Source organism: Bradyrhizobium sp. CCGUVB1N3, assembly GCF_024199925.1.
GTDB lineage: Bacteria > Pseudomonadota > Alphaproteobacteria > Rhizobiales > Xanthobacteraceae > Bradyrhizobium.
Genome location: NZ_JANADR010000002.1, coordinates 66,423 through 92,154, shown reverse-complemented (window position 1 = coordinate 92,154; position 25,732 = coordinate 66,423). Strand labels below are relative to the sequence as shown.

5 protein-coding genes and 11 pseudogenes are annotated in these 25,732 nt (G+C 62.8%); 9 read left to right on the top strand and 7 right to left on the bottom strand.

The window, feature by feature from the left end:
- Window positions 1-91: 91 nt before the first annotated feature.
- From NLM33_RS47145 to ltrA (NLM33_RS47130), 4 genes and pseudogenes are all read left to right on the top strand, one after another.
- Window positions 92-256: pseudogene (locus NLM33_RS47145) on the top strand (IS5/IS1182 family transposase); the annotation flags it as partial.
- 73 nt (window positions 257-329) lie between these two features.
- Window positions 330-509 (top strand): annotated as a pseudogene (locus NLM33_RS47140) (IS110 family transposase); the annotation flags it as partial.
- 125 nt (window positions 510-634) lie between these two features.
- Window positions 635-1,670: pseudogene (locus NLM33_RS47135) on the top strand (IS110 family transposase).
- 625 nt (window positions 1,671-2,295) lie between these two features.
- Window positions 2,296-3,771: a group II intron reverse transcriptase/maturase gene (gene ltrA, locus NLM33_RS47130; RefSeq protein ID WP_254106362.1), complete on the top strand. Its 1,476-nt coding sequence runs from the start codon at window positions 2,296-2,298 to the stop codon at window positions 3,769-3,771.
- 216 nt (window positions 3,772-3,987) lie between these two features.
- Here the strand turns inward: ltrA (NLM33_RS47130) and NLM33_RS47125 are convergent.
- Window positions 3,988-4,804: pseudogene (locus tag NLM33_RS47125) on the bottom strand (IS701 family transposase); the annotation flags it as partial.
- A gap of 98 nt (window positions 4,805-4,902) precedes the next feature.
- Here NLM33_RS47125 and NLM33_RS47120 point away from each other — a divergent pair.
- The 3 genes and pseudogenes from NLM33_RS47120 to NLM33_RS47110 form a co-directional block, all read left to right on the top strand.
- A complete protein-coding gene (locus tag NLM33_RS47120; RefSeq protein ID WP_254106361.1) occupies window positions 4,903-5,259 on the top strand; it encodes a hypothetical protein in 357 nt (118 codons plus the stop codon).
- A gap of 41 nt (window positions 5,260-5,300) precedes the next feature.
- Window positions 5,301-6,519 (top strand): annotated as a pseudogene (locus tag NLM33_RS47115) (IS256 family transposase); the annotation flags it as partial.
- A gap of 836 nt (window positions 6,520-7,355) precedes the next feature.
- A pseudogene (locus tag NLM33_RS47110) lies at window positions 7,356-18,152 on the top strand (amino acid adenylation domain-containing protein); the annotation flags it as partial.
- A 180-nt stretch (window positions 18,153-18,332) separates the two neighbouring features.
- Here NLM33_RS47110 and NLM33_RS47105 read toward each other — a convergent pair.
- The 5 genes and pseudogenes from NLM33_RS47105 to NLM33_RS47085 form a co-directional block, all read right to left on the bottom strand.
- A pseudogene (locus NLM33_RS47105) lies at window positions 18,333-18,668 on the bottom strand (transposase); the annotation flags it as partial.
- Between the two features lie 76 nt (window positions 18,669-18,744).
- Window positions 18,745-19,998 carry a group II intron reverse transcriptase/maturase gene (ltrA, locus tag NLM33_RS47100; RefSeq protein WP_254096825.1) on the bottom strand — a complete coding sequence of 418 codons (1,254 nt, stop codon included), beginning with the start codon at window positions 19,996-19,998 and terminating at the stop codon, window positions 18,745-18,747.
- 208 nt (window positions 19,999-20,206) lie between these two features.
- Window positions 20,207-21,930 (bottom strand): annotated as a pseudogene (locus NLM33_RS47095) (IS66 family transposase).
- A 44-nt stretch (window positions 21,931-21,974) separates the two neighbouring features.
- On the bottom strand, window positions 21,975-22,295 hold the full coding sequence (gene tnpB, locus NLM33_RS47090) for an IS66 family insertion sequence element accessory protein TnpB (RefSeq protein WP_371930196.1): 321 nt from the start codon (window positions 22,293-22,295) through the stop codon (window positions 21,975-21,977).
- Between the two features lie 29 nt (window positions 22,296-22,324).
- The gene (locus NLM33_RS47085; protein ID WP_254106358.1) at window positions 22,325-22,726 is read right to left on the bottom strand and encodes a transposase; all 402 of its coding nucleotides are present in this window, start codon (window positions 22,724-22,726) and stop codon (window positions 22,325-22,327) included.
- A 70-nt stretch (window positions 22,727-22,796) separates the two neighbouring features.
- Here NLM33_RS47085 and NLM33_RS47080 point away from each other — a divergent pair.
- Both NLM33_RS47080 and ftsZ read left to right on the top strand, forming a co-directional pair.
- A pseudogene (locus NLM33_RS47080) lies at window positions 22,797-23,114 on the top strand (ribonucleotide-diphosphate reductase subunit alpha); the annotation flags it as partial.
- A 652-nt stretch (window positions 23,115-23,766) separates the two neighbouring features.
- Window positions 23,767-24,819, top strand: a pseudogene (ftsZ, locus tag NLM33_RS47075) (cell division protein FtsZ); the annotation flags it as partial.
- 205 nt (window positions 24,820-25,024) lie between these two features.
- Here the strand turns inward: ftsZ and NLM33_RS47070 are convergent.
- Window positions 25,025-25,676, bottom strand: a pseudogene (locus tag NLM33_RS47070) (Tn3 family transposase); the annotation flags it as partial.
- Window positions 25,677-25,732 lie beyond the last annotated feature (56 nt).

The following is a 25,732-nucleotide window of genomic DNA, read 5'->3' as shown; positions in this document are numbered from 1 at the left end:
CGTGAGCCACGTCGTGGCGGAGCGTCGGACCCGGTTGGAGGTTGAAGATGCGGTTCAACTCGTCGAGCAGCGGCTCGCCCATCTCCTCGAGCAGCGCAAGATCGAGGGCCAGCCAGCACTGGAGAACGCGTTCGCTCTCCCGCTTGGCCGAGCCTTGCAGATCCGCTCGCAGCGCCAGCGCGGCTGGAAGCTCTGTTCCTTCCATGCCCCGGAGGTGGAGTGCATCGGCAAGGGCAAGGCCGCTGCACCTTACGAGTTAATGGCATGGACCACGCCCGCTCTCAGCGGCAACGTGGAGCCCCGGCGGGGCAGCAGCAGGAGCGCAAGCCATGTCGAATACGAACCTTGTCACGATCGGAATCGATCTCGGGAAGAACACATTCCATGTTGTTGGTTTCGATGCCACAGGCGCAATCACGCTACGCAAGAAGCGGTCGAGAAATCAGCTTGACCAGTCGCTGGCCAATGTTCCGCGTTGTCTGATCGGAATGGAGGCGTGTGCAGGCGCAATCATCTAGATGCCGTAATGGGCCGGCCTTCGCGAGGCTAGCCAGGTTAGGTGGCTGTCCCTCAGAATGATGATGTTGAAACGGAGTCCGAATGATCGGCTCCAGGCATCAAGTGAGGAACAGCCATGGACTATTATGCGGGGATCGACGTGTCTTTTGAAAGAGAGCAGCATCTGCGTTGTTGACGGGACTGGCAAAGGTCGTCCGCGAGGTCAAGGTCGCCAGCGAGCCTGAGGTGCTTATTGGCTATGTCGACGAGCTGGAATTACCTGTCAGCCGCATTGGGCTCGAGGCAGGGCCGTTGTCGCAGTGGCTGCATGCCGGGCTTGTGGCCGGCGGACGCGATGCGGTTTTGCTCGAGACACGGCATGTGAAAGCAGCACTCTCAGCCATGACCGTCAAGACCGACCGGAAGGATGCCCGCGGGATCGCTCAGTTGCTGCGGATGGGCTGGTACCGTCCGGTTCACGCGAAATCGGTGCCTTGCAAGAACACCCGCGCCCTTCTCATTGGGCGCAAGCTTCTGCAAGGCAAGCTTCTCGACGTCGAACTCAGCATCCGCGGGATTCTGCGTGGCTATGGGCTGAAGGTCGGCGAAGTGAGCCGTGGACGGTTTGAAGCGCGCATTCGGGAATTGACAGCGGGGCACGTGACCCTGGAAACGGTGATTGGCGCGATGCTCGCTGCGAGGATGGCATTGTGGAACGAGTTCACCAGGCTGCATCGCGAGATGCTGAAGATCGCGCGGGCCGACAAAGTTTGCCGGCGATTGATGAGCACACCTGGTGTCGGTGCTTTGGTCGCCCTGACATACCGCTCGGCGGTAGATGATCCATCGCGCGGTTCGTAAAATCCAGTACGATCGGCGCCTACTTCGGGCTCACGCCGAAAAAATATCAGTCGGGTGAGACCGACCGGGACGGCGTCATCAGCAAGGTCGGCGACGCCATGGTGCGCACCGCGCTCTTTGAAGCGGCGCATATCAAGCTGACGCGTGCGACACGCTTCTCGAGCCTGAAGCGCTGGGCACTCGAGGTTGCGCGACGGCGCGGCATGAAGCGCGCCAAAGTGGCCCTTGCTCGCAAGTTGGGCGTTGTGCTGCATCGCATGTGGGTGGACGCGACCGAGTTCCGCTGGAGCAAGACCGCTGCGGCTGCATAGGAGATAGAGAAGATTCGGAACGAGCCGGAAACGGTACGTTCTCCTGAGTGTCCCGTCGCCGGGACGAGGGCTTGGCAAGGTCGTGAGTAGTGCTGTGAATGCTGCGGCAGATCACGCGTCCTAGATTGACCTGTCGGCTCTGGATCTGATGGCATGGTGTGGCGGTCTTCGTGCCGACCACGGACAGAAGCATGATCCTGGCGATGAGATTTGTTCAGAGGGACTTGACGAACAAAGGCCCATTACAGAAGCATTACAGTTGGTGCGCCGGGAGACCGGCAAGGAGTAGGTGGTGGAAGTCCACTGCGATGAAGGAATAGCGATCCACATCGGCCCCGAGCCGTGCGCAGGCGTCCGCGAGGATGTCGGCGAAGCGTCAGCAGGGGAGCGCATAGGCCAGCCATGGAGCCGCGAAAGAATGCTTTCCCGAGAGCCGACGCTGTCAACTGAGCGGAAGGCAACACGAAAGGGTGCGATATCGCGAGCGCCCAGTCGCCTCGGCGTGGTCGCAGACCCTGGCATGTGCAGAAGCTTCTTGTACGGGAACCGGGAGGTCTCTTGGTCGGCCAGATGCTCATGGAAGCGGCCTGGTCCGCGGCGGGAAGGCGAGGAGCTGTAGCCGCCGATGAACGATCAGGAGAAGTCTGACTCCGCCATAGTAGCAATGAAGTCGCCGAACAAAGCCGGAGGTACGGTGGCGGAGGCGATGGAGCGAAGGGCGGGGACCAAGGGAAACGCGAGACAGCAAAGCACATTCCGGACACAGGGCCGGGATCGTGTGATCCAGGAGCTTGATCGCGTACGGCAAGCCGCAAGGCAGAGGAAGAAGGAGCGGTTCACAGCGCTTCTCCACCATATCAATACCGACACGCTCCGGATGGCTTTCTACGCGCTCAAGCGCAAAGCAGCCCCCGGCGTGGATGGTGTGACATGGCAGGACTTCGAGACAGATCTGGAGCCCCGGCTTGCGGATCTGCACCGACGGGTCCACACAGGAGCGTATCGTCCCCAACCGTCACGTCGGACGTATATTCCGAAGGCGGACGGCCGGGAGAGAGCGCTGGCGATCGCGGCTTTGGAGGACAAAATCGTCCAAGGCGCGACCGTCATGGTGCTCAACGCCATCTACGAAGGCGACTTCGTCGGTTTCTCCTACGGGTTTCGACCCGGTAGGGGCCCACATGATGGGTTGGACGCCCTGGCGGTAGCGATCACCACGCGGAAGGTGAACTGGATACTTGACGCCGACGTGCAAAACTTTTTCGGAAGTGTGAACCAAGACTGGCTGGTCCAGTTCTTGGAACACCGCATCGGCGACAAGCGCATCATCCGCCTGATCCGTAAATGGCTGAAGGCGGGCATTCTCGAAGACGGGGTCGTTACCGTGGACGACAGGGGCACGGGGCAAGGATCGGTGATTTCGCCGCTGCTCGCCAATGTCTACCTGCACTACACGTTCGATCTTTGGGCCGAACGCTGGCGACGGCAAGAGGCCCATGGCGACATGATCATCGTGCGCTATGCCGATGATCTCGTGGCTGGCTTCGAGCATGAGGACGACGCTCGCCGTTTCCTTGATGCAATGCGTGAACGGTTTGAAGCATTCGCGTTGACACTCCACCCAGACAAGACCCGCTTGATTGAGTTTGGTCGCCGTGCGGCGGTCAACCGCAAGGGGCGCGGCCTTGGCAAACCGGAGACCTTCATGTTTCTGGGCTTCACCCACATCTGCGGTAAATCACGCCGAGGAAACTTCCTGCTCGAAAGGAAGACCCGTCGCGACCGTCTGCGGAGGAAGCTTCAGGACATCAAGGAAAAGCTGCGGCGTCGGATGCACCAACCGATCCTCGTCCAGGGTGCATGGCTGAGACAGGTCGTCGCCGGCCACTTCGCCTACTACGCGGTTCCTACAAATGGGCGGACGCTCTCAGCGTTCCGCTACTATGTGACCGATCTCTGGCGTCGAACGCTTCGGCGGCGAAGCCAACGAGACCGCTTCACGTGGGACCGCATGACGAAGTTGGCGGATGAATGGCTCCCTCAACCCCGTATCCTCCATCCCTGGCCACAACAGCGCTTCGCCGTCACATACCCAAGGTAAGAGCCGGATGCCTTAATTGGGCTCGTCCGGATCCGCGCGGGGGGCGCTCAGCAATGAGCGTCCCTACCGCAAACCGTTTTTTCTTGAGATGGGCTTTGCGCGCGTTGGCCTGATGGGCTCTGCGCCAGGACGACCATGCGAGGATGTGGGCGTGCCGGATGCGCCGCTGGGCAAGCTTCATGGCGATGCGGCGGATTTCCTGGATCGACCAGCGGATCAAAAGCGAGGCTTCGGTCGAGGCCGCGGTCGCGTTTTTTTGAGCGATGGCCCGGTGTTGGCCCGATGACGGATGACGGCCATCATGGCGAAGGCAAGCATGACGAGTGAGACATGGCGATGCCAGCCATGCCAGGAGCGGGTTTCGTTGTGATCAAGGCCGAGCTCGTTCTTAGCAGTTTCGAAACTGTCCTCGATGGCCCAGCGATGGCCTTCCACCGACACCAGTTTCTGTATGGACGTACCCTTGGGGCACCATGTGGAGAAAAAGGCCAAGCTGCCGTCGGCGATATTGCGGCGGACCAGAAGACCCCGCGTCCATTCCCCGGCAAGCTCGTCGTTGTGTTCACTGACTTCGAGATCGGCCAATTCGAGATAGGCCCAGTCGTGCCAGCGCGGACCTTTGGTCCCTCCGCCGGACGACAGGCGGCGCCAGGCCTTCTTGGGAAGGTTTTGCGCGATCGTGGCGGCGGTGCCGGCGACAGGCTGCTGCTTACCCCAGGACCGGAACACATGATTGGAAGCAACACCCAGAACATAACCTTTGCCCGCCTTGCGCAGCAGGGTTTCGATCTCTCCGGTGCCATACACTGTCCGCCGCCACGAACGAGAACGGCACCTTTGCGACGATCGCGCGAGTGATCATTTGACGCGCGATCTTGGGCTTCGTCGCAAAGCCCACATCGCTCGGTACATGCGCTGCCTTCAGGCGAGCGGGGTCGTCCGTCCATTCCTTTGGCAGGTAGAGCGCCCGGTCGATGAAGGCATGGCCATGCCGCGACACTTAGCAGCCGAACACTCCGATCTGGCAGACCGTATGTTCGTTGTCCGAGAGGTGGCTCGTCCGCAGTATGCGATGAGCGAGGGTTGCGCCGGGTGGGCCGGGGCCGAGCCTCTCACATAGGAGGACGAGCCGTGCGGCAGGATAGCAAAATCTACGTGGGACTGGATACGTCGAAGCTGAAGATCTCGGTAGCCGTAGCCGAGGCGGGGCGCGATGGCGACGTGCGCTTCATCGAGATCGACAGTGCGCCTGATGCGGTGGAGCGATTGATAACGAAGCTCGCCAAAAGGCACCGGGACCTCGCCTTTTGCTACGAAGCCGGCCCGACCGGCTACGGTCTACGGTCTCCATCGTCAGATCACACGGCTTGGTCACGACTGCATCGTGATGAGCTATGGCCGAAACTGGGTGATGACGGGTTGAGAGAGGCGGCGTATCGAGGCGGGTGTCGAGCCTGCCAGAACCTCAAGGAGAGCGATACGCCATGAACGAGACTACTAAGATTCTCCCCTTCCGTCAGCGGTCGGCGGTTGACGATCCACTGACAGAAATCCTGCGCAATGGAGCCCGTGATCTGCTCGCCAGGGCGGTCGAAATCGAACTGCAGGCGTTTCTGGAGACGACGGCGGAGCTGAAGCTGCCGGGTGGCCGCGCCCGTGTGGTCCGGCACGGCCATGGCCCTACGCGCAAGATTGCCACGGGGATCGGCGCAATCGAGGTCGCCCGGCCCAAGGTGAGAGACCGCGGCGCCAGCTCAGCCGATCGGATCCGCTTCAGCTCGGCGATCCTGCCGCTGTGGGCGCGGCGGACGAAGAGCCTGGATGCCCTGCTGCCGATCCTTTACCTGCGCGGCATCTCGACCGGCGACTTCCAGGAGGCGCTGTCGGCGCTGCTCGGCAAGGACGCGCCGAACCTGTCGCCGTCGGTGATTGCACGCCTGACGGCCGACTGGCAGGCCGAGTACGAGCGTTGGCAGCGACGTGACCTGTCGGCGCGGCGCTACGTCTATCTGTGGGCCGATGGGGTTTATTTGCAGGCCCGGATGGAGGATCACAGCGAATGTATCCTGGTGCTGGTCGGCGCGACGCCGGAGGGCCGCAAGGAATTGGTCGGCTTCCAGGTGGGCGCCCGCGAGAGCGCCCAGAGCTGGCGTGAGCTCTTGATCGATGTGAAGCAGCGCGGCCTGCGGATCGCTCCCCAAGTGGCGGTCGGTGACGGCGCGCTGGGGTTCTGGAAGGCTCTCGACGAGGTCTTCTGGCACGCGCCACCAGCGGTGCTGGTGCCACAAAGTCAGCAACGTGCTCGACAAGGTCGCCAAATCCGTGCAGCGCGCGATGAAGAACGATCTGCGGAACGTCTATCTGGCGCCGAGCCGGGCGAAAGCCGAAACCGCGATCGACACCTTCGTCGAGAAATACCGTGCCAAATACGGACCTGCGGTCGAGTGCTTGATCAAGGATCGTGAGGTGCTGCTCGCGTTCTTCGACTTCCCTGCCGAGCATTGGGTTCATCTGCGCACCTCGAATCCGATCGAGAGCGTGTTCGCCACGGTGCGGCATCGCACGGAGCGAACGAAAGGATCGCTCTCGCCGAAAACCGCCAAGCTGATGGTGTTCAAGTTGATCGACGCTGCATCGAAGACCTGGCGCCGACTGAAAGGAACAAATCAGTTGCCGAAGGTCATCGCCGGTGTAAAGTTCACCGACGGCATCGAGGTCATTCCGACCACTGAAAGCCACGCCGCCTGATCAGGCCGCGTCACCCAGAATCAGCCATAGCTCCATCGTGACACCATCACTGATCCCGAAGCGGCCTGGAGAACGGCTCTGTCGAATGAAGCCTCGACCCTGTCTGCTGCACCGAACGGCATGCAGGCCTTCGATTCTGATAGCGTAATCTTGAAACGACACCGGCACCACACACTTGTGGATCGCAACCACAGCCTATGATGGGGCGGTATCCTGGCTCCAGAATCGCATGACAATGACCCGCTCGCCGGGGCTTGGTCATGAAGTCCCCCTCGGTACATCATCCTTGAGCAGACATTCAACTTCGGCGTTAGGGGCGATCGTCGCCATCGGTCCGTGTTGTTGTGTTGAGCTGTGTCCGGCTCAAGACGTCAATGTCCCTTGCTCGACAGTAAGGCGGCGGTATTCCGCCAGCGAGGCGAGAAGCGCATCGCTTCTTCAGGAAGAGTTTGCAGAACGTCTTTGGCACACCGATTGCTGAGACGCGGGGATCCGTCACGACCATGACGGTCTCTCAGCCCCCGCCCAAGAGTTCAGATGAAACTTGTTCGATTGATCCAAATCAGCGTCATGCTGATGCCGCCGCGTCCGTCGTGCTCCTCTTTCCGTGTTCAGACTCGGCGGCCAAACGCTCAGGCGTGTCACAGGGGACCAGATAGATCGCTAATTGTTGCAGATCCTATGGTCCTGAGCGGATTTTGCGGAGCTAGGCGGTCAATCACGGAACAGTTGAAAGCAGTGGTTTGCCACGCAAGTGGCATACGTGGAGGTTTCGTCCATGGGGCCGGACTACGAACATCGCGATACATGTGTCGAGATCGAGACCGCGCTGGCAGATCTGGGCCGAGCTTCTGGGTGTGGAGCGGGTCGGGCGCCACGACCACTTCTTCGAACTGGGCGGCCACTCGCTCCTGGCGGTGCAGCTGATGGAGCGGCTGCGGCGGCTGGCGCTGGGGGTCGAGGTGCGCACGCTGTTCGCCAAGCCGGTGCTGGCGGATCTGGCGGCGAGCCTTGGCAGCCATCAGGAGGTGGCGGTCCCGGCCAACCTGATCAGCGAGCAGAGTACGGCGATCACGCCAGAGATGCTGCCGCTGATCGAGCTGACGCAGGAAGAGATCGACCGGATCGTCGCCACGGTGCCGGGTGGGGTCGGCAACATCCAGGACATTTATGGCTTGTCGCCGCTGCAGGACGGCATCCTGTTCCATCATCTGTTGGCGGCAACGGGCGATCCGTACCTGCTGGTCAGTCAGATGGCGTTCGCCGACCGTGGGCTGTTGGAGCGCTATCTTGCCGCGGTTCAGCGGGTGGTGGACCGGCACGATATCCTGCGGACGTCGTTTGTCTGGGAGGGGCTGTCGCGCCCGGCCCAGGTGGTGTGGCGCAAGACGCCACTGGAGGTGAGCGAGGTCGCGCTGGATGGGCGTTGTGGTCCGGGCCATGCGCAGCTCAGGGAGCGGTTTGATCCGCGCCGGCAGCGCATCGCTCTTGGCCGGGCGCCGCTGTTGCGGTTTGTGATTGCGCGCGAGCCCGGCAGTGCGCGCTGGCTGCTTTTGCAACTGCAGCATCATCTGATCGGGGATCACACCACACTGGAGGTGATGCATGCCGAGGTCCGGGCCGTGCTGGAGGGACGAGAGCATGAGCTGGCAGCGCCGCAGCCGTTCCGCAACCTGGTGGCGGCGGCGCAGCTGGGCGTTGATGCCAAGGCGCACGAAGAGTTCTTCCGGACGATGCTGGCCGACATTGACGAGCCGACGACGCCGTTTGGCTTGCGCGAGGTGCGCGGCGACGGTCGCGGGGTTCATGAGGCGCAGCGGCTGCTGCCGCCGGCGCTCCACGCGCGGCTGCGGGTGCAGGCGCGGCGGCTTGGGGTGAGCCTGGCGAGCCTGTGCCATCTGGCCTGGGGCCAGGTGGTGGCGCGCAGCAGCGGCCGCGAGCAGGTGGTGTTCGGCACGGTGCTGTTCGGCCGCATGCATGGCGGCGCCGGTGGCGACCGCACCATGGGCCTGTTCATCAACACCCTGCCGCTGCGGCTTGATCTTGATGGCACCGGGGTCGAGGCGAGCGTGCGGACCACGCATGCGCGGCTGGCCGAGCTGCTGGCACATGAGCATGCCTCACTGGCGCTGGCGCAACGCTGCAGCGGCGTTGCGGCGCCGGCGCCGCTGTTCAGTTCGCTGTTGAACTACCGCCACAACATGCCGGCGGCAATCTCCGGCGCCGGAGCGGACGATGGGCTATCCGGCGTGGAATGGCTGGGCGGGGAGGAGCGCACCAACTATCCGCTGACCTTGTCGGTGGAGGACTTTGGCGAGGCGCTCGGGCTGACGGCGCAGGTGGCGGAGGGCGTCTCAGCGGATCGGGTCTGCGGCTACATGCAGCGGACGCTCGAGCAGCTGGCGGAGGCGCTGGAGCGGGCGCCGAACACGCCGGTGCGGGAGCTGGACATCCTGCCGTCTGCTGAGCGGGCGTATCTGCTGGAGGAGCTGAACCGGACGGCGGCGGCCTATCCGTCGGAGGCGTGCATCCACGAGTTGTTCGAGGCGCAGGTAGCCAAGGCGCCGGAGGCGGTGGCGGTGGTCTGTGCGGAGGAGCGCGTGAGCTATGGCGAGCTCAATGCGCGGGCCAACCGCCTGGCGCATCATCTGATCGCATTTGGGGTGAAGCCGGACCAGCCGGTGGCGATCTGCCTTGCGCGCAGTCCGGCGATGGTGGTGGGGCTGTTGGCGATCCTCAAGGCGGGGGGCGCGTATCTGCCGCTGGATCCGGCCTATCCGTCGGCGCGGCTGCGCCAGGTGCTCGAGGATGCGGCGCCGCCGCTGCTGCTGGCCGATGCTGTGGGGCGCGCCGCGCTGGGCTGCGACGCGCTGGCCGGTGTGAGCGTGGTGGATCTCGACACGGCAACAACGCCGGCCTGGGCGACCCTGCCGGCCTCCGATCCGGACCCGCGCACGCTCGGCCTGAGCGCGCGCCACCTCGCCTATGTGATCTACACCTCCGGCTCCACCGGCACGCCAAAGGGCGTCATGGTCGAGCATGCTCAAATCGTGCGCTTGTTCGAAGCCACCGAGAGCTGTTATCGTTTCACGGAACATGACGTATGGTGCCTGTTCCATTCCTTCTCGTTCGACTTCTCTGTTTGGGAGTTGTGGGGCGCGCTCCGCTATGGCGGCCGTTTAATTCTTGTGCCGAGCGATACTACTCTGTCCGCTCCTGACTTCCATGATCTCATCTGCAAGTCCGGCGTCACAGTTCTGAACCAGACCCCCTCGGCTTTTAAAGCTCTCATGGATCTGGAGCAGAGCAGCGTTCGAAACCGCCTTCGCTATGTGATTTTCGGTGGGGAGGCTCTGGAGCCATCGATACTGAAGCCGTGGTATGCAAGGCATTCAGATCGCGCCCCACAACTGATCAACATGTACGGCATCACGGAAACGACCGTGCATGTCACCTATCGGCCTCTTGATCTGTCTGACACCGCCGCCTCGGGCAGTCTGATTGGAAAGCGCATCTCCGATCTTCGAGTCTACCTACTGGATGGTCATGGCGCGCCTGTTCCGTTCGGGGCGGTGGGTGAGCTTTACATTGGCGGGGCGGGGGTTGCGCGCGGCTACCTGAACCGGCCGGAGCTGACGGCGGAGCGGTTCATCGCCAGCCCGTTTGTGGATGGCGACCGGCTGTACCGGACCGGGGATCTGGCGCGGTACCTGCCGGACGGCAATCTGGAGTTCTTGGGCCGCAACGACGAGCAGGTGAAGATCCGCGGCTTCCGGATCGAGCCGGGTGAGGTCGCGGCGCGGCTTGCCGAGCACGCCTTGGTGCGCGAGGCGGTGGTGGTGGCGCAGCCGGATGGCACCGGCGAGAAGCGGCTGGTGGCCTATGTGGTGTGTGGGCCCGAGACGGGATCGGACGAGGCAGATGGCGGCGCGCTGGCGGCCGCCTTGCGCGCGCATGTGAGTGCGCACCTGCCGGACTACATGGTGCCGGCCGCGTTTGTGCGGCTTGAGGCGCTGCCGCTGACGGTGAGCGGCAAGCTGGACCGCCAGGCGCTGCCGCCGCCTGCGGATGCGGCCTATGCGCGGCGGAGCTACGCGCCGCCGCAAGGCGAGATCGAGACGGCGCTGGCGCAGATCTGGGCCGAGCTTCTGGGTGTGGAGCGGGTCGGGCGCCACGACCACTTCTTCGAACTGGGCGGCCAGTCGCTGCTGGCGGTGCGGCTGTTGAGCCGGCTGTCGCAGGCGCTGGGTGTACAGCTGCCGCTGAGGACGTTGTTTGCCAAACCGGTGCTAGCCGATCTGGCGGCGAGCGGCGTGGAGGAGTTGAACCGCTCCGGTCCGCAACACCTGCCGGCGATGGTCGGCGGGTCGCGCGAAGCGCCGCTGGTGCTGTCGTTTGCGCAGCAGCGGCTGTGGTTTTTGGCGCAGCTGAATCAGGATAGCACGAACTATCAGGTGCCGCTGGCCTTGCGGCTGCGCGGCGTGCTCGATCGCAGCGCCTGGCAGCGCAGCCTTGACCGTGTGTTGGCGCGTCATGAGGCGCTGCGCAGCATCTTTGTCGCCTCGGAGGGCAAGCCCCGGGTTGAGATTCTGCCGCCGGATGCGGGGCTGCCGGTCGTTGAGCACGATCTGCAGGGTATGCCGGATGCAGACGAGGCGCTTTTGGATCTGTGCAGGGAAGAGGCGCGCACGCCGTTCGCTCTGGCACGCGGCCCGCTGATCCGGGGCCGGCTGATCCGGCTGTCGGACGAGGAGCACGTCTTCCTGCTGACCCAGCATCACATTGTCTCGGATGGCTGGTCGCTGGGCGTGTTGGCGCGTGAGCTCAATCAGCTGTACCGGGCGTTTGAGGCTGGAGAGGACGATCCGCTGCCGCCGCTTGCGATCCAGTATCCGGACTATGCCGCTTGGCAGCGGCGGTGGCTCTCGGGCGAACGGCTCTCGAACCAGGCGCAGTATTGGCGCAACACCCTGTCGGGCGCTCCGGCACGTCTGGCGTTGCCGACGGACCGACCGCGGCCGGCGCACCAGTCGTTTGCCGGGACCAGAGTGTCTGTCGTAATCGATGCAGAACTGACGCGGGGCTTGAGGGGGCTGAGCCGGCAGCATGGCACGACCTTGTTCATGACGGTGTTGGCGGCGTGGGCGGCGGTGCTGTCGCGTCTATCGGGGCAGGACGACATCGTGATCGGGGTGCCGAGCGCCAATCGCGGTCGCCGTGAGATCGAAGAGCTGATTGGCTTCTTCGTCAACACCCTGGCGGTTCGCCTCGACCTGTCGGGCGAGCCGAGCGTGGCGGAGCTGTTGGCGCGGACGCGGCGCACGGTCTTGGCGGTGCAGGAGTATCAGGACCTGCCGTTTGAGCAGGTGGTGGAGATCGTGCAGCCGCCCCGGCATCTTGATCACACGCCGTTGTTCCAGGTGATGCTGGCTTGGGAGAACAACGCCGGTGGATCCTTCGATCTTCCCGGGCTGATGGTGGAGATGGTGGGGAATGGTTACGATCAGGTCAAGTTTGATCTGGAGCTGAACCTTGGCGAGCATGGCGAAGTCATCGCCGGGACGCTGGGTTATGCCACGGCGTTGTTTGATCAGGCGACAATCGAGCGGCAGCGAGGGTATCTGCTGGCGCTGCTGCGGGTGATGGTTGCCGATGCGCAGCAAGAGGTCGGGCGGATTGGGCTGCTGCCGGCCGCTGAGCGGGCGTATCTGCTGGAGGAGGTGAACCGGACGGCGGCGGCGTATCCGTCGGAGAAGTGCATCCACGAGTTGTTCGAGGCGCAGGTAGCCAAGGCGCCGGAGGCGGTGGCGGTGGTCTGTGCGGAGGAGCGCGTGAGCTATGGCGAGCTCAATGCGCGGGCCAACCGCCTGGCGCATCATCTGATCGCATTTGGGGTGAAGCCGGACCAGCCGGTGGCGATCTGCCTTGCGCGCAGTCCGGCGATGGTGGTGGGGCTGTTGGCGATCCTCAAGGCGGGGGGCGCGTATCTGCCGCTGGATCCGGCCTATCCGTCGGCGCGGCTGCGCCAGGTGCTCGAGGATGCGGCGCCGCCGCTGCTGCTGGCCGATGCTGTGGGGCGCGCCGCGCTGGGCTGCGACGCGCTGGCCGGTGTGAGCGTGGTGGATCTCGACACGGCAACAACGCCGGCCTGGGCGACCCTGCCGGCCTCCGATCCGGACCCGCGCACGCTCGGCCTGAGCGCGCGCCACCTCGCCTACGTGATCTACACCTCCGGCTCCACCGGCACGCCAAAGGGCGTCATGGTCGAGCATGCGAGCACCGTGAACCTGCTGCAGTGGAGCAGTGCCGTGTTTGCGGAATCAGAGATCAGCCGCATGCTGTTCTCCACCTCGATCAGTTTTGACCTGTCGGTCTATGAGTGCTTCGTTCCGCTGTCGCAAGGCGGCACGCTGTATGTTGTCGAGAATGCGCTGGCGCTGGCGCAAACGTCATTGGATGTCACGCTGATCAACACAGTGCCTTCGGCGCTCACCGCTCTGCTCGACAAGAACGCAGTGCCGGCTTCGGCAAGCATCATCAATCTGGCGGGTGAGCGGCTGAAGGCGAGCCTCATAGAGAAGGCCTTCGGGAGCAGTCGCATCGAGAAGATATGTAATCTGTACGCGCCTTCCGAGACCACGACGTACTCGACCTGGATTTGCATGCGACGGGGAGAGGCTGTCGTTGAGACGATTGGCCGTCCGATTGCGAACACGCGGGTGTATCTTCTGGACGGTCATGGCGCGCCTGTTCCGTTCGGGGCGGTGGGTGAGCTTTACATTGGCGGGGCGGGGGTTGCGCGCGGCTACCTGAACCGGCCGGAGCTGACGGCGGAGCGGTTCATCGCCAGCCCGTTTGTGGATGGCGACCGGCTGTACCGGACCGGGGATCTGGCGCGGTACCTGCCGGACGGCAATCTGGAGTTCTTGGGCCGCAACGACGAGCAGGTGAAGATCCGCGGCTTCCGGATCGAGCCGGGTGAGGTCGCGGCGCGGCTTGCCGAGCACGCCTTGGTGCGCGAGGCGGTGGTGGTGGCGCAGCCGGATGGCACCGGCGAGAAGCGGCTGGTGGCCTATGTGGTGTGTGGGCCCGAGACGGGATCGGACGAGGCAGATGGCGGCGCGCTGGCGGCCGCCTTGCGCGCGCATGTGAGTGCGCACCTGCCGGACTACATGGTGCCGGCCGCGTTTGTGCGGCTTGAGGCGCTGCCGCTGACGGTGAGCGGCAAGCTGGACCGCCAGGCGCTGCCGCCGCCTGCGGATGCGGCCTATGCGCGGCGGAGCTATGCGCCGCCGCAAGGCGAGATCGAGACGGCGCTGGCGCAGATCTGGGCCGAGCTTCTGGGTGTGGAGCGGGTCGGGCGCCACGACCACTTCTTCGAACTGGGCGGCCACTCGCTCCTGGCGGTGCAGCTGATGGAGCGGCTGCGGCGGCTGGCGCTGGGGGTCGAGGTGCGCACGCTGTTCGCCAAGCCGGTGCTGGCGGATCTGGCGGCGAGCCTTGGCAGCCATCAGGAGGTGGCGGTCCCGGCCAACCTGATCAGCGAGCAGAGTACGGCGATCACGCCAGAGATGCTGCCGCTGATCGAGCTGACGCAGGAAGAGATCGACCGGATCGTCGCCACGGTGCCGGGTGGGGTCGGCAACATCCAGGACATTTATGGCTTGTCGCCGCTGCAGGACGGCATCCTGTTCCATCATCTGTTGGCGGCAACGGGCGATCCGTACCTGCTGGTCAGTCAGATGGCGTTCGCCGACCGTGGGCTGTTGGAGCGCTATCTTGCCGCGGTTCAGCGGGTGGTGGACCGGCACGATATCCTGCGGACGTCGTTTGTCTGGGAGGGGCTGTCGCGCCCGGCCCAGGTGGTGTGGCGCAAGACGCCACTGGAGGTGAGCGAGGTCGCGCTGGATGGGCGTTGTGGTCCGGGCCATGCGCAGCTCAGGGAGCGGTTTGATCCGCGCCGGCAGCGCATCGCTCTTGGCCGGGCGCCGCTGTTGCGGTTTGTGATTGCGCGCGAGCCCGGCAGTGCGCGCTGGCTGCTTTTGCAACTGCAGCATCATCTGATCGGGGATCACACCACACTGGAGGTGATGCATGCCGAGGTCCGGGCCGTGCTGGAGGGACGAGAGCATGAGCTGGCAGCGCCGCAGCCGTTCCGCAACCTGGTGGCGGCGGCGCAGCTGGGCGTTGATGCCAAGGCGCACGAAGAGTTCTTCCGGACGATGCTGGCCGACATTGACGAGCCGACGACGCCGTTTGGCTTGCGCGAGGTGCGCGGCGACGGTCGCGGGGTTCATGAGGCGCAGCGGCTGCTGCCGCCGGCGCTCCACGCGCGGCTGCGGGTGCAGGCGCGGCGGCTTGGGGTGAGCCTGGCGAGCCTGTGCCATCTGGCCTGGGGCCAGGTGGTGGCGCGCAGCAGCGGCCGCGAGCAGGTGGTGTTCGGCACGGTGCTGTTCGGCCGCATGCATGGCGGCGCCGGTGGCGACCGCACCATGGGCCTGTTCATCAACACCCTGCCGCTGCGGCTTGATCTTGATGGCACCGGGGTCGAGGCGAGCGTGCGGACCACGCATGCGCGGCTGGCCGAGCTGCTGGCACATGAGCATGCCTCACTGGCGCTGGCGCAACGCTGCAGCGGCGTTGCGGCGCCGGCGCCGCTGTTCAGTTCGCTGTTGAACTACCGCCACAACATGCCGGCGGCAATCTCCGGCGCCGGAGCGGACGATGGGCTATCCGGCGTGGAATGGCTGGGCGGGGAGGAGCGCACCAACTATCCGCTGACCTTGTCGGTGGAGGACTTTGGCGAGGCGCTCGGGCTGACGGCGCAGGTGGCGGAGGGCGTCTCAGCGGATCGGGTCTGCGGCTACATGCAGCGGACGCTCGAGCAGCTGGCGGAGGCGCTGGAGCGGGCGCCGAACACGCCGGTGCGGGAGCTGGACATCCTGCCGTCTGCTGAGCGGGCGTATCTGCTGGAGGAGCTGAACCGGACGGCGGCGGCCTATCCGTCGGAGGCGTGCATCCACGAGTTGTTCGAGGCGCAGGTAGCCAAGGCGCCGGAGGCGGTGGCGGTGGTCTGTGCGGAGGAGCGCGTGAGCTATGGCGAGCTCAATGCGCGGGCCAACCGCCTGGCGCATCATCTGATCGCATTTGGGGTGAAGCCGGACCAGCCGGTGGCGATCTGCCTTGCGCGCAGTCCGGCGATGGTGGTGGGGCTGTTGGCGATCCTCAAGGCGGGGGGCGCGTATCTGCCGCTGGATCCGGCCTATCCGTCGGCGCGGCTGCGCCAGGTGCTCGAGGATGCGGCGCCGCCGCTGCTGCTGGCCGATGCTGTGGGGCGCGCCGCGCTGGGCTGCGACGCGCTGGCCGGTGTGAGCGTGGTGGATCTCGACACGGCAACAACGCCGGCCTGGGCGACCCTGCCGGCCTCCGATCCGGACCCGCGCACGCTCGGCCTGAGCGCGCGCCACCTCGCCTATGTGATCTACACCTCCGGCTCCACCGGCACGCCAAAGGGCGTCATGGTCGAGCATCGGAGCCTGGTCAATCTCGGGCTGGCTCAGATCAGGCTTTTTGGCGTTTGTTCAAATAGCCGAGTAGTGCAGTTCGCCTCCTTCGGTTTTGATGCCAGCGCCTGGGAGCTCGTTATGGCATTCGGCGCAGGAGCCGCATTGCATTTGCCTGCGGATGAGCTCCGTCAAGCGAGTAACAAGCTGTCGGATTACCTGCGAAACGAAGCCATCACCCATGCCACGTTACCTCCCGCATTGCTTCAGGGAAGCCAGAATCTGGAATATTTTGCGTCGCAAGTTCTCATTCTTGCTGGAGAGCTGCCGAAGGCTGAACTCATCCGACGCCTGCCTGCAACATCTATTGTCAACGCCTATGGACCTACCGAAACAACAGTCTGCGCGACGGTTTGGAGTTGCCCGGCAGAGTTTGATGGGGCCATTGTCCCGATTGGCCGTCCGATTGCGAACACGCGGGTGTACCTTCTGGACGGTGATGGTGCGCCCGTTCCGTTTGGGGCGGTGGGTGAGCTTTACATTGGCGGGGCGGGGGTTGCGCGCGGCTATCTGAACCGGCCGGCGCTGACGGCGGAGCGGTTCATCGCCAGCCCGTTTGTGGATGGCGACCGGCTGTACCGGACCGGGGATCTGGCGCGGTACCTGCCGGACGGCAATCTGGAGTTCTTGGGCCGCAACGACGAGCAGGTGAAGATCCGCGGCTTCCGGATCGAGCCGGGTGAGGTCGCGGCGCGGCTTGCCGAGCACGCCTTGGTGCGCGAGGCGGTGGTGGTGGCGCAGCCGGATGGCACCGGCGAGAAGCGGCTGGTGGCCTATGTGGTGTGTGGGCCCGAGACGGGATCGGACGAGGCAGATGGCGGCGCGCTGGCGGCCGCCTTGCGCGCGCATGTGAGTGCGCACCTGCCGGACTACATGGTGCCGGCCGCGTTTGTGCGGCTTGAGGCGCTGCCGCTGACGGTGAGCGGCAAGCTGGACCGCCAGGCGCTGCCGCCGCCTGCGGATGCGGCCTATGCGCGGCGGAGCTATGCGCCGCCGCAAGGCGAGATCGAGACGGCGCTGGCGCAGATCTGGGCCGAGCTTCTGGGTGTGGAGCGGGTCGGGCGCCACGACCACTTCTTCGAACTGGGCGGCCAGTCGCTCCTGGCGGTGCAGTTGCTCAGTCGCGCAGTCGATCTCGGGCTAAAGTTCAGCGCCGCCGACCTCTTCCAAGCCCCCGTTCTAAAGGAACTTGCATCAAAGATTCATTTGGAACCACAGCCCAGCAGCTCGGGAGTGATTTGTGTTTCTCGAGAAACCGGATCGCAGCCGCCGCTGTTCTTTGTTCCCACAGGTTTGGGCGATTGCTCCTATGTCCTTAGTTTGGTGCAGGAGATGGACACAGGATGTCATGTCTACGCTTTGCCATGGCCGCCATTTAGTGAAGTTCAATTTCCAACTCTTAAAGAGATGGCCTCGCAACTCAATTTGGCAATCCGAAAGATCCAGCCACGAGGTCCATATCGCCTCGCTGGATACTCATCAGGAGGAATCTTGGCTTACGCAATTGCGCAACGGTTACTGGATCACGACGAAGCTGTTTCATTCATCGCCCTAATTGACGTTGTGCTATCTTCGAATCCATCAAGCGTATCGCCCACCCAAATGGTACAAGAAGTGCTCCTGGAATCTCTCGAACTAGACGACGAGAGGTTCGAACTACTTGAACGCTTCTCTGGGCGAAGTTCAATTTCTCAATTCCTTGAAAAGGCACAGAAAATTGGAGCGATCCCTTTGGATCGCAATCTGCACAATGACATCCTGACGTATGAAAGGGCCATACAGTTCCAACGGGCACTGGACTCGTATCAAGTTCCGTCCCTCCCCATCGAGGTATACCAGTTCTATGCCAATGAACCTCTTCGCCACCGGGCACGATCTCGCAAAAATTCTATAGGTCCAGAAGCACGCTCGCCTTTGCGGGGGTGGGACCGAATTTTGAGTGCGGAGGCCATTCATGCCGTTCCAATTCCAGGTGACCACATAACTATGATGAATGTCCCGGCGAACCGCCAAGTTCTGGCTCGATGCCTATCAACGGCTCTTGGCCAGTCAGCGACGGGCGCCGAATAAAGGGTTCGGCACAGACGGAAACGTATGCCCATGAAATCGCTCTGAAACTACAAAGTGATTGGAGTATATGAATCTCATCAAAGGCGTGGCTTGTGGAAACAAGGTATGCACACGAGGAGGGCCGCGTGATCGGCTGGTGCGCGCGTAAACAGTCCGCTCTATGATCGTCGCGTGTGAGGTTCAGGCCGCCCGCTGATCGGCAGTGGCCTGTTTTTTAGCTTCGAGCAGGCGCTTCCACTCCCAGGGCAGCAGTTCGTGCAGACGCGAGGCGGGCAGATCAGCGATACGGGCCAGGACGTCGGCGAGCCATGCTTTGGGATCGACGTCGTTCAAACGGCAGGTGGTGATCATCGTCAGCATGACGGCGCAACGTTGAGCGCCGCGCTCGCTGCCTGCAAAGGTCCAGTTGCGCCTGCCCACAGCCACGCCGCGCAGCGCTCTTTCTGCGGCATTGTTCGTCAGGCAGATTCTACCGTCGTCGAGGAAGCGGGCGAAGTCGTCCCAGCGGCTGAGCAGTCGAGTAGCGGAGAAGAATTTCACCTCTCCGCCCTCACGAATCCGGACATGAAACTCGCGCTTCATCCGGCTTCTATCATCCAGCCGCGGGTCGAATGCCGGCCGTCCACAGGTACATCAGCTTCGGCTCTCGTTTTGCGAGACGTCCGAGCCAGTGTACTGCTGCGGTCTTTCGGCGTTTGAACCTCTTATATTTCCGCATCACCCATCGCGTGAGCGTCTCGTTGACATGGCGAAGGACGTTGACGCACTCCGTGCGGTAGTATCGCCCGTAGTAGTTCAGCCATCCCCTCGCCACAGGATCGATCAGCTTGGCAAGGTCTTTCAGCTCCTGGTTATTCCGTGTCGATGCTATCCGCCATTCGCGGATAGTCTGCCGGATTCCCTTGGCTGCCTTGCGGCTGATGGCCGGCACGAAGCTAACAAACTTCTTACCGCTCCTGTTGCGGGCTTTTCGCGGCCGGAAGGTATACCCGAGGAAATCGAACGTGATTTGCTCATATCCTCCGCTCCGATTGTTGTCCTTGCAGTAGACGATCCGGGTTTTCTCCGGGTGGAGTTCTAGACCGCATTCGGCAAGACGTTCTCGGATCGCTTCCAATACGGCTTTGGCCTCCTCCTCACTCCTGCAATGGACGATCGCATCATCGGCGAATCTTTCGAAACACAGATGTGAGAAGGTCCGCTGCATCCATGCATCGAAACAGTAATGCATGAAGAGATTGGAGAGCACGGGCGAGACAACGGAGCCCTGAGGGGTTCCCCGTGTTCGCTCGTCACGGGCTCCGTCTTTCCGTTCCACGGGAGCTTGCAGCCACCGCTTGACGTAGAGACGAGCCCAGCCCAATTCCACATGGTGGGCTACAGCTTTTTCCATCAGGTCCCATGGAATCGTATCGAAGAATGACTTGATGTCCAGGTCTATGACCCAATCGAATTTCCAGCAGCGCTCGCGCGCCTTCCCCACTGCGTCGAGCGCAGACCGTCGGGGTCGATAGCCGTAGGAGTCGGGGTGGAAGATTGGCTCCACTTCCTTTTCTATGACCATCTTTGCGACCGTCTGGGCAACGCGGTCTCCGACGGCGGGAATGCCGAGTTTCCTGACACTCTTGCCGTCAGATTTGGGGATTTCCACGAGACGAACGGGCGGTGGAAAATACGTCCCCGACGACATGCGATTCCAGACCTTGTAGAGATTCCTCTTCAGATCCTTTTCGAACGCCGCGATAGAGACGCCATCCACGCCCGCAGCTCCTTGGTTTGCTTTGACCTGTTGCCAGGCTTGCCAAACAAGGTGTTTGGAAATGTCATACGGCTTTGCCTCGGACATCAGCTCCTCCCCTTTTCGGGTTGGCTGTCGTCGTTGGCCAGATGATCGGGTCCCTTCGCTCTACCCGCATTACCGGGCTTCATCACTACTGCGAACCCGTCCGCCCCTGCGCCGTGCATCGGTACTCTCCCCTCAGCGGTGCTGCCGCCTTCAGGTTCTCCCTTGTCATCACGACGCAGGTTCCCACGTTCCACGCAAGAGCCTGCCATCAGGATCGCGCCGCCTTTACACCGGTTGCCACCTGGCCAAAATACAGGCCCTTGCCAGATTTGGTCCCAAGGGAACTACAAGCCCTTGGTTTCGACAACATCTGATCCAATTTTCGATGCTTCATCGGCGGTTCGTTTCCACTCGCCTTCCTGAGGCTTACCTGACGGGCATGTCGCCCGCTTTTTCCAACAACGCTCACCACCTCGGCCATTGTGCCGACGCAGCTTGTGGTGGTTTGGACCCTGATCCTGTAATCCGAGTCCGGAGGGCCAACCCCCATCTCTCGCGCAGCAAGGCTACTCGAAGTTTGGGTTACATTTTCATGTTCTCCCTCGTTCCTTCGCCTTCGTGGCGCACTGTAGTTCATTGGCTTCAGGACCTCGGAAGAACGCGAGAGGGTTTCGCGCTCGCGCAGCAGCCAGGCGTGCAGTTCGTCGAACAACGGCTTGCTCCTTTCCTGGCGCACGGCACGCCGCTCGGCGGCTGTCATGCCGTTGATCCCACGTTCGATCTCGAACAAGGCGTCGAGCCGTTTGACGGCCTCCAGCGCGATCGGGGAGATCGGCTTGCCCTTTCCGCCGTCCCGGGCATTCTTCTCGATGTCGGCCAGCTCGAAGAACCCCCTGCGGGCATGGGCCATGCAGAAGGCGGGCGTGAGCGGCCGGTCCTTCCGCCGCTCGTCGAACAACGGATTGAGACCGCTGTAACAGTCAGCCTGAAGGATGCCCTGGTACCCAACCAGGTGTTTCTGGGGATGTTCACCCCGTCGGTCGCTCGAGGCGTAATAGACTGCAGCTGGCGGAGCGGTGCCCGCGAAGGGCTTGTCATCCCGAACATAAACCAGATGCGTCCAGTTGTGCACTTGCCCTTCGCCAGGATGCGGATGGTGGTGTCGTCGCCGTGAAGACGCTCGGCCGCGAAGACATGCTTCTCTATCAGCTCGGAGATCGGAGCCAGGGCGAAGGTCCCGTGGCCGACCTGGTCGGCCAGCGTGGTCACCGGCATGTCGATGCCCTCGCATTTGAACCGGGAGCTCTGGCGGTTGAGCGGGATGTGCATGCCGTACTTGTCGAACAGGATTGTCGCCAGCAGCTGCGGACCAATGAAGCCGCGCGGCGTGGCATGGAACGGCGCCGGTGCCTGGCTGACCTGCCCGCAATCGCGGCAAGTGAACTTCTCGCGGACCGTCTCGATCAACTTGAACCGGCGCGGGATCTCCTCCAGCGTCCTGTTTGCATCCTCGCCCAGCTTCGACAGCCGCGACCCGCCGCAACAGTGGCAGGCCGTTGGAGGATCGATGACGATGCGCTCGCGCTCGATGTCGTCCGGCCAGGGCTTGCGCACCGGCCGCTTGCGCGTGAAGGCGCGTACGCTCTGCGTCTTCGCCGCTGCAGCGGCCGCGGCGAGCTCGTCCTCGGTCGCCGACATAACAACATCTTCAAGCTGCAGTTCCAGCTGGTCGATCAGTCGCGCCCCGCGCTCGGAGCGCTGCCCATAAAGCTCGCGTTTCAGCGTCTCGATGCGCAGCTCAAGATGTGCAATCAGCGCTTCGTTGCCGGACAGCTTTGCCAGCGCGTTGGCTGCTTCGGCCTGCGCACTCGCAGCCTTCGTCTCGGCTTGCTGACGCGCTTCTCGTTCGGCCCGAAGAGCCTCGCGCTCAACCCGCAACGCCGCCAGGGCGCTCGCAAGGTCAGAGGGAAGATCGTCCGTTTTCGATGTCACGAAGCCATCGAATCAGATCAGCACAAATATGCAATCGCAAAATGCTATCCGACACGCGTCGGGCGCCATGTTTCCTGCGGATGACGCCAATCTATTCCGGACAGAAGATAACTCAGCTGCGCCGGCGATATTGGAACAGCGCCTCCATCAACGGTAGGCCAGATGAACTTCCCACGTTCCAATCTTTTTGTAAAAAGGCATGCGCCCTGGCCATCGTGCCAGATGCACTTCAAAAGCGAACCACTGCGACCGCGGAAGACGAAGAGATTGCCCTCCATCGGGCTCATTCGGAGCACCTCCTGTACCCGCAACGCAAGAGACGGGAATCCACACCGCATGTCGGTATAGCCCGTCGCTAGCCACACACGCACGTTCTGGCCAGAGGGAAGCGATATCACCGCAGCGTCTCCAGACCACGCATGATCCGAATCAGCACGTCAACATCGACGCCCCTATCCACAATCACCCGACAACCGTTAGAAGCCACAATCTCCATACGACTGCCGGCCGCGCTCGTCATCGGCGTCGCGGGCGCCGCCGGAACCTCCGGCACGATCACCGCTGGCACAAATCCTTCAACCGAAGTCGAACCAAAACGCCCGGCCCGGGCTGCGTTACGCCAATCAGCCAACTGCGAGCGCGTGATCCCGTATTTGCGGGCCGTGGCCGACCCTAAACGGGGCAATGAATAGCTCTCGGCGACGATTTTCAGCTTGGCCTCGTCGCTGAACCGACGTCGACCGCCCCTATCAACGATCTCAAGCCGACTGACAGAATTGACTGTATGCACGTCCATACAGGCGATTTCTCACCTGTTCGCCAAAATTCACAACGCGCAATTCAGCGGTCATGGTCGTACGCGTACCAAGGTCTCGACCTCCAACCTGTGCAGCGAGATTACGCTGCCGACCGGCATCGATCATCGCGACGAGGAGCGCACCGCAGTGTGCTGCCTGTCGTCGCTCAACCTCGAGACTTGGGACCAGTGGAATAAGGAGCCCGGCTTCATCGAGGACGTCATGCGCTTCCTCGACAACGTGCTCACCCACTTTATCACGGTGGCGCCGGACGGCATGAAGCGTGCCCGCTACGCCGCCCTGCGCGAACGCTCCGTTGGCCTCGGCGTCATGGGCTTCCACTCGTTTCTCCAGGCCAAGGGCATTCCGATGGAGAGTGTCTTGAGCGGCGCCCCTCCCGAGGTCAGTTGGTTTGACGCATCCTCGGCGCCCCGCGCTCAAACCCCGCCATCGGTCGGCAGGCGCGTTAACGCTCTCTTAACCATGGCGGCTTAGCCTTTGGCTATCAGCGCACATTGCCGGTCCGTTCCCAGGAAGACAGCCGATGCCCACTGAGAGACTGACATATGTCGCACTTGCTGCCCACCGAAACTCTGCCTGTGGCGGCTCGTTCCCCTGCCAAGCGGCGCCAATCGCCGCGCTCACTTTCGGATAATGGCTAGCTTTGATGAGCGTTGACCTCGCTGGAAACGCATATGCCACCGCGAACAGGCGGACGACAGCCAAGGAACCCTACGAGTGGAAAGTATCGTGACATTGTAGGCAGAGATCATGCGGCTCGAGGCGACCGCAGCCAGTGATCGGGCAGATTTTGAGCGCGAGCGTGCTTATCGCCTGATGGCCGAAGTGCTGCGGGCAACTGCTGAGGCTTCGGCTGCCAAGGAGAATGACGGCCGGCTTAGAAGGCTCTCTGCGAGCTGGCGTCCCACCGCGACGGACAAGCCGGAGCCCCTGGGCCATCTAGCCGCGGACAGCAGATCGCAAGGCTTGTAGGTAGCAATTCGAGTCCTCTCATACCCTACGCAATCGTGAGGCGGAAATGATCAACATCACCGATGTTCGCGAGCTGAGGACGCGCATTATCGTGTTCGGCGTCGGCGGTGCCGGCGGCAATGCCGTCAACAACATGATCGCGGACGGGCTGCAAGGGGTCGACTTCGTCGCCGCCAATACTGACGCACAGGCGCTCACCATGTCGAAGGCCAAGCGCCTCATCCAAATGGGCACCGAGGTGACTAAAGGACTGGGCGCAGGCTCGCAGCCCGATGTGGGGCGCGCCGCAGCCGAAGAGGCAATCGACACGATCCGCGATCATTTGACCGGCGCACACATGGTGTTCGTCACTGCCGGCATGGGCGGCGGCACCGGCACCGGGGCAGCGCCCGTTATCGCCAAGACGGCGCGTGAGCTTGGCATTCTCACGATCGGCGTAGTCACAAAGCCATTCCAATTCGAGGGCCAGCGCCGCATGCGCCTTGCCGAAGCCGGCATCGCGGATTTGCTGAAGACAGTGGACACCCTGCTGATCATCCCAAACCAGAACTTGTTTCGGGTGACCACCGAGAAGACTACATTCGCCGAAGCTTTCGCCCTGGCCGACCAAGTGCTCCATTCGGGAGTGGCCTGCATCAGCGACCTTATAGTCAAGGAGGGCCTGATCAACCTCGATTTTGCGGACATTCTCTCCATCATGCGCGAGAAGGGCAAGGCCATGATGGGCAAGGGCGAGGCTTCCGGCGCATCGCGCGTGCTTAAGGCCGCTGTAGCAGCGATTTCCAATCCGTTGATCGAGGACCCCTCGATCAAGCGAGCCAGTGGCCTCATCATCTCTATCACTGGCGGCAACGACCTAACACTATTCGAGGTCGATCAAGCCGCTAGCCGTATTCGCGAAGAGGCCGACCAGGATGCCAATATCATCGTCGGCGCCACGTTCGATGAGAGGCTGGAAGGTGCGGTCCGCGTCTCGGTGGTGGCGACTGGTATCGATAATCTTGACCCCTCGTGCCAAGTGCAAGCGGCGGAAGGCGCATTTTCGGATCTGGCCGGTAGACTGGGCAACGAGTTGTCGCATCGCCGACCAGATCGAGCGTAGTGCACTGCTGCCGCCGCCGATGGAGAGGCCGCCAAGGCGGCCGATAACGCGCTACCCCGCAGAGATCGGCAACTCCGATTTCGGAATATGAACGCAATGCGACCCCGCAAGTTCTCGCGGGGTGAACTGTCGTCAGAACCAAATTGGGGTCAGAACAAGAGCTGCTCAAAATCCTACGGTAAGGCCGAATGGGGCATGAACATCAAGCCGCTCGTTGGATTGGCGCTGGCAGCCGAAGCGATCTGAAGCCTTCGGGCATTTGGTGCTCAGTATCCCAGGTAGGATGCCGGCCAGGTTGATATGTTCCCAACTGAGCGGCCGTGCTTGAGCAGCGTGTCGGGAACGTTTCTGCCCTCTCGCTTCAGATGAGTGACAGCGCGGTCGAGGTAAAAGTATTCCAGTGCACGATGGCGCTGACGACGAGATTAAGACCGGAAGCGCGGAATGCCTGGCTTTCGAATGACCGGCCACGGATTTCGCCGCGCTCGTGGAAGAACACCGCACGCTTGAGTTTCTGCGCTGCCTCACCCTTGTTGAGGCCAGCTTGGCATCGCCGGCGCAAGGCCGGACTGGAATACCATTCGATCATGAACAGTGATCGTTCGATGCGGCCGACTTCCCGCAGCGCCTTCGCTTGCCCCGCTAGTGTCGGTAAAGTGCTGGATCGTGTCCTGGTCGAATAAACCATCCAGCACATAGGCCGCTTCGCTTTCCGTCGGGCTGATGGGCAGGATGCTGAAATAGCCGTACTGGTCCGATAGGTGGCTGTAAAACGTCGATCCCGGTTCGCTGCCATAGTGCAGATTGACGTCGCCGCGTTTGCCGCTCGGCGCGCTGGCGCGAAAGAACTGCCCTTAGGTCAACACGGCGATCGGCGAGTTGCTCACCAAGCTCAACGAGGAGCGGCCGA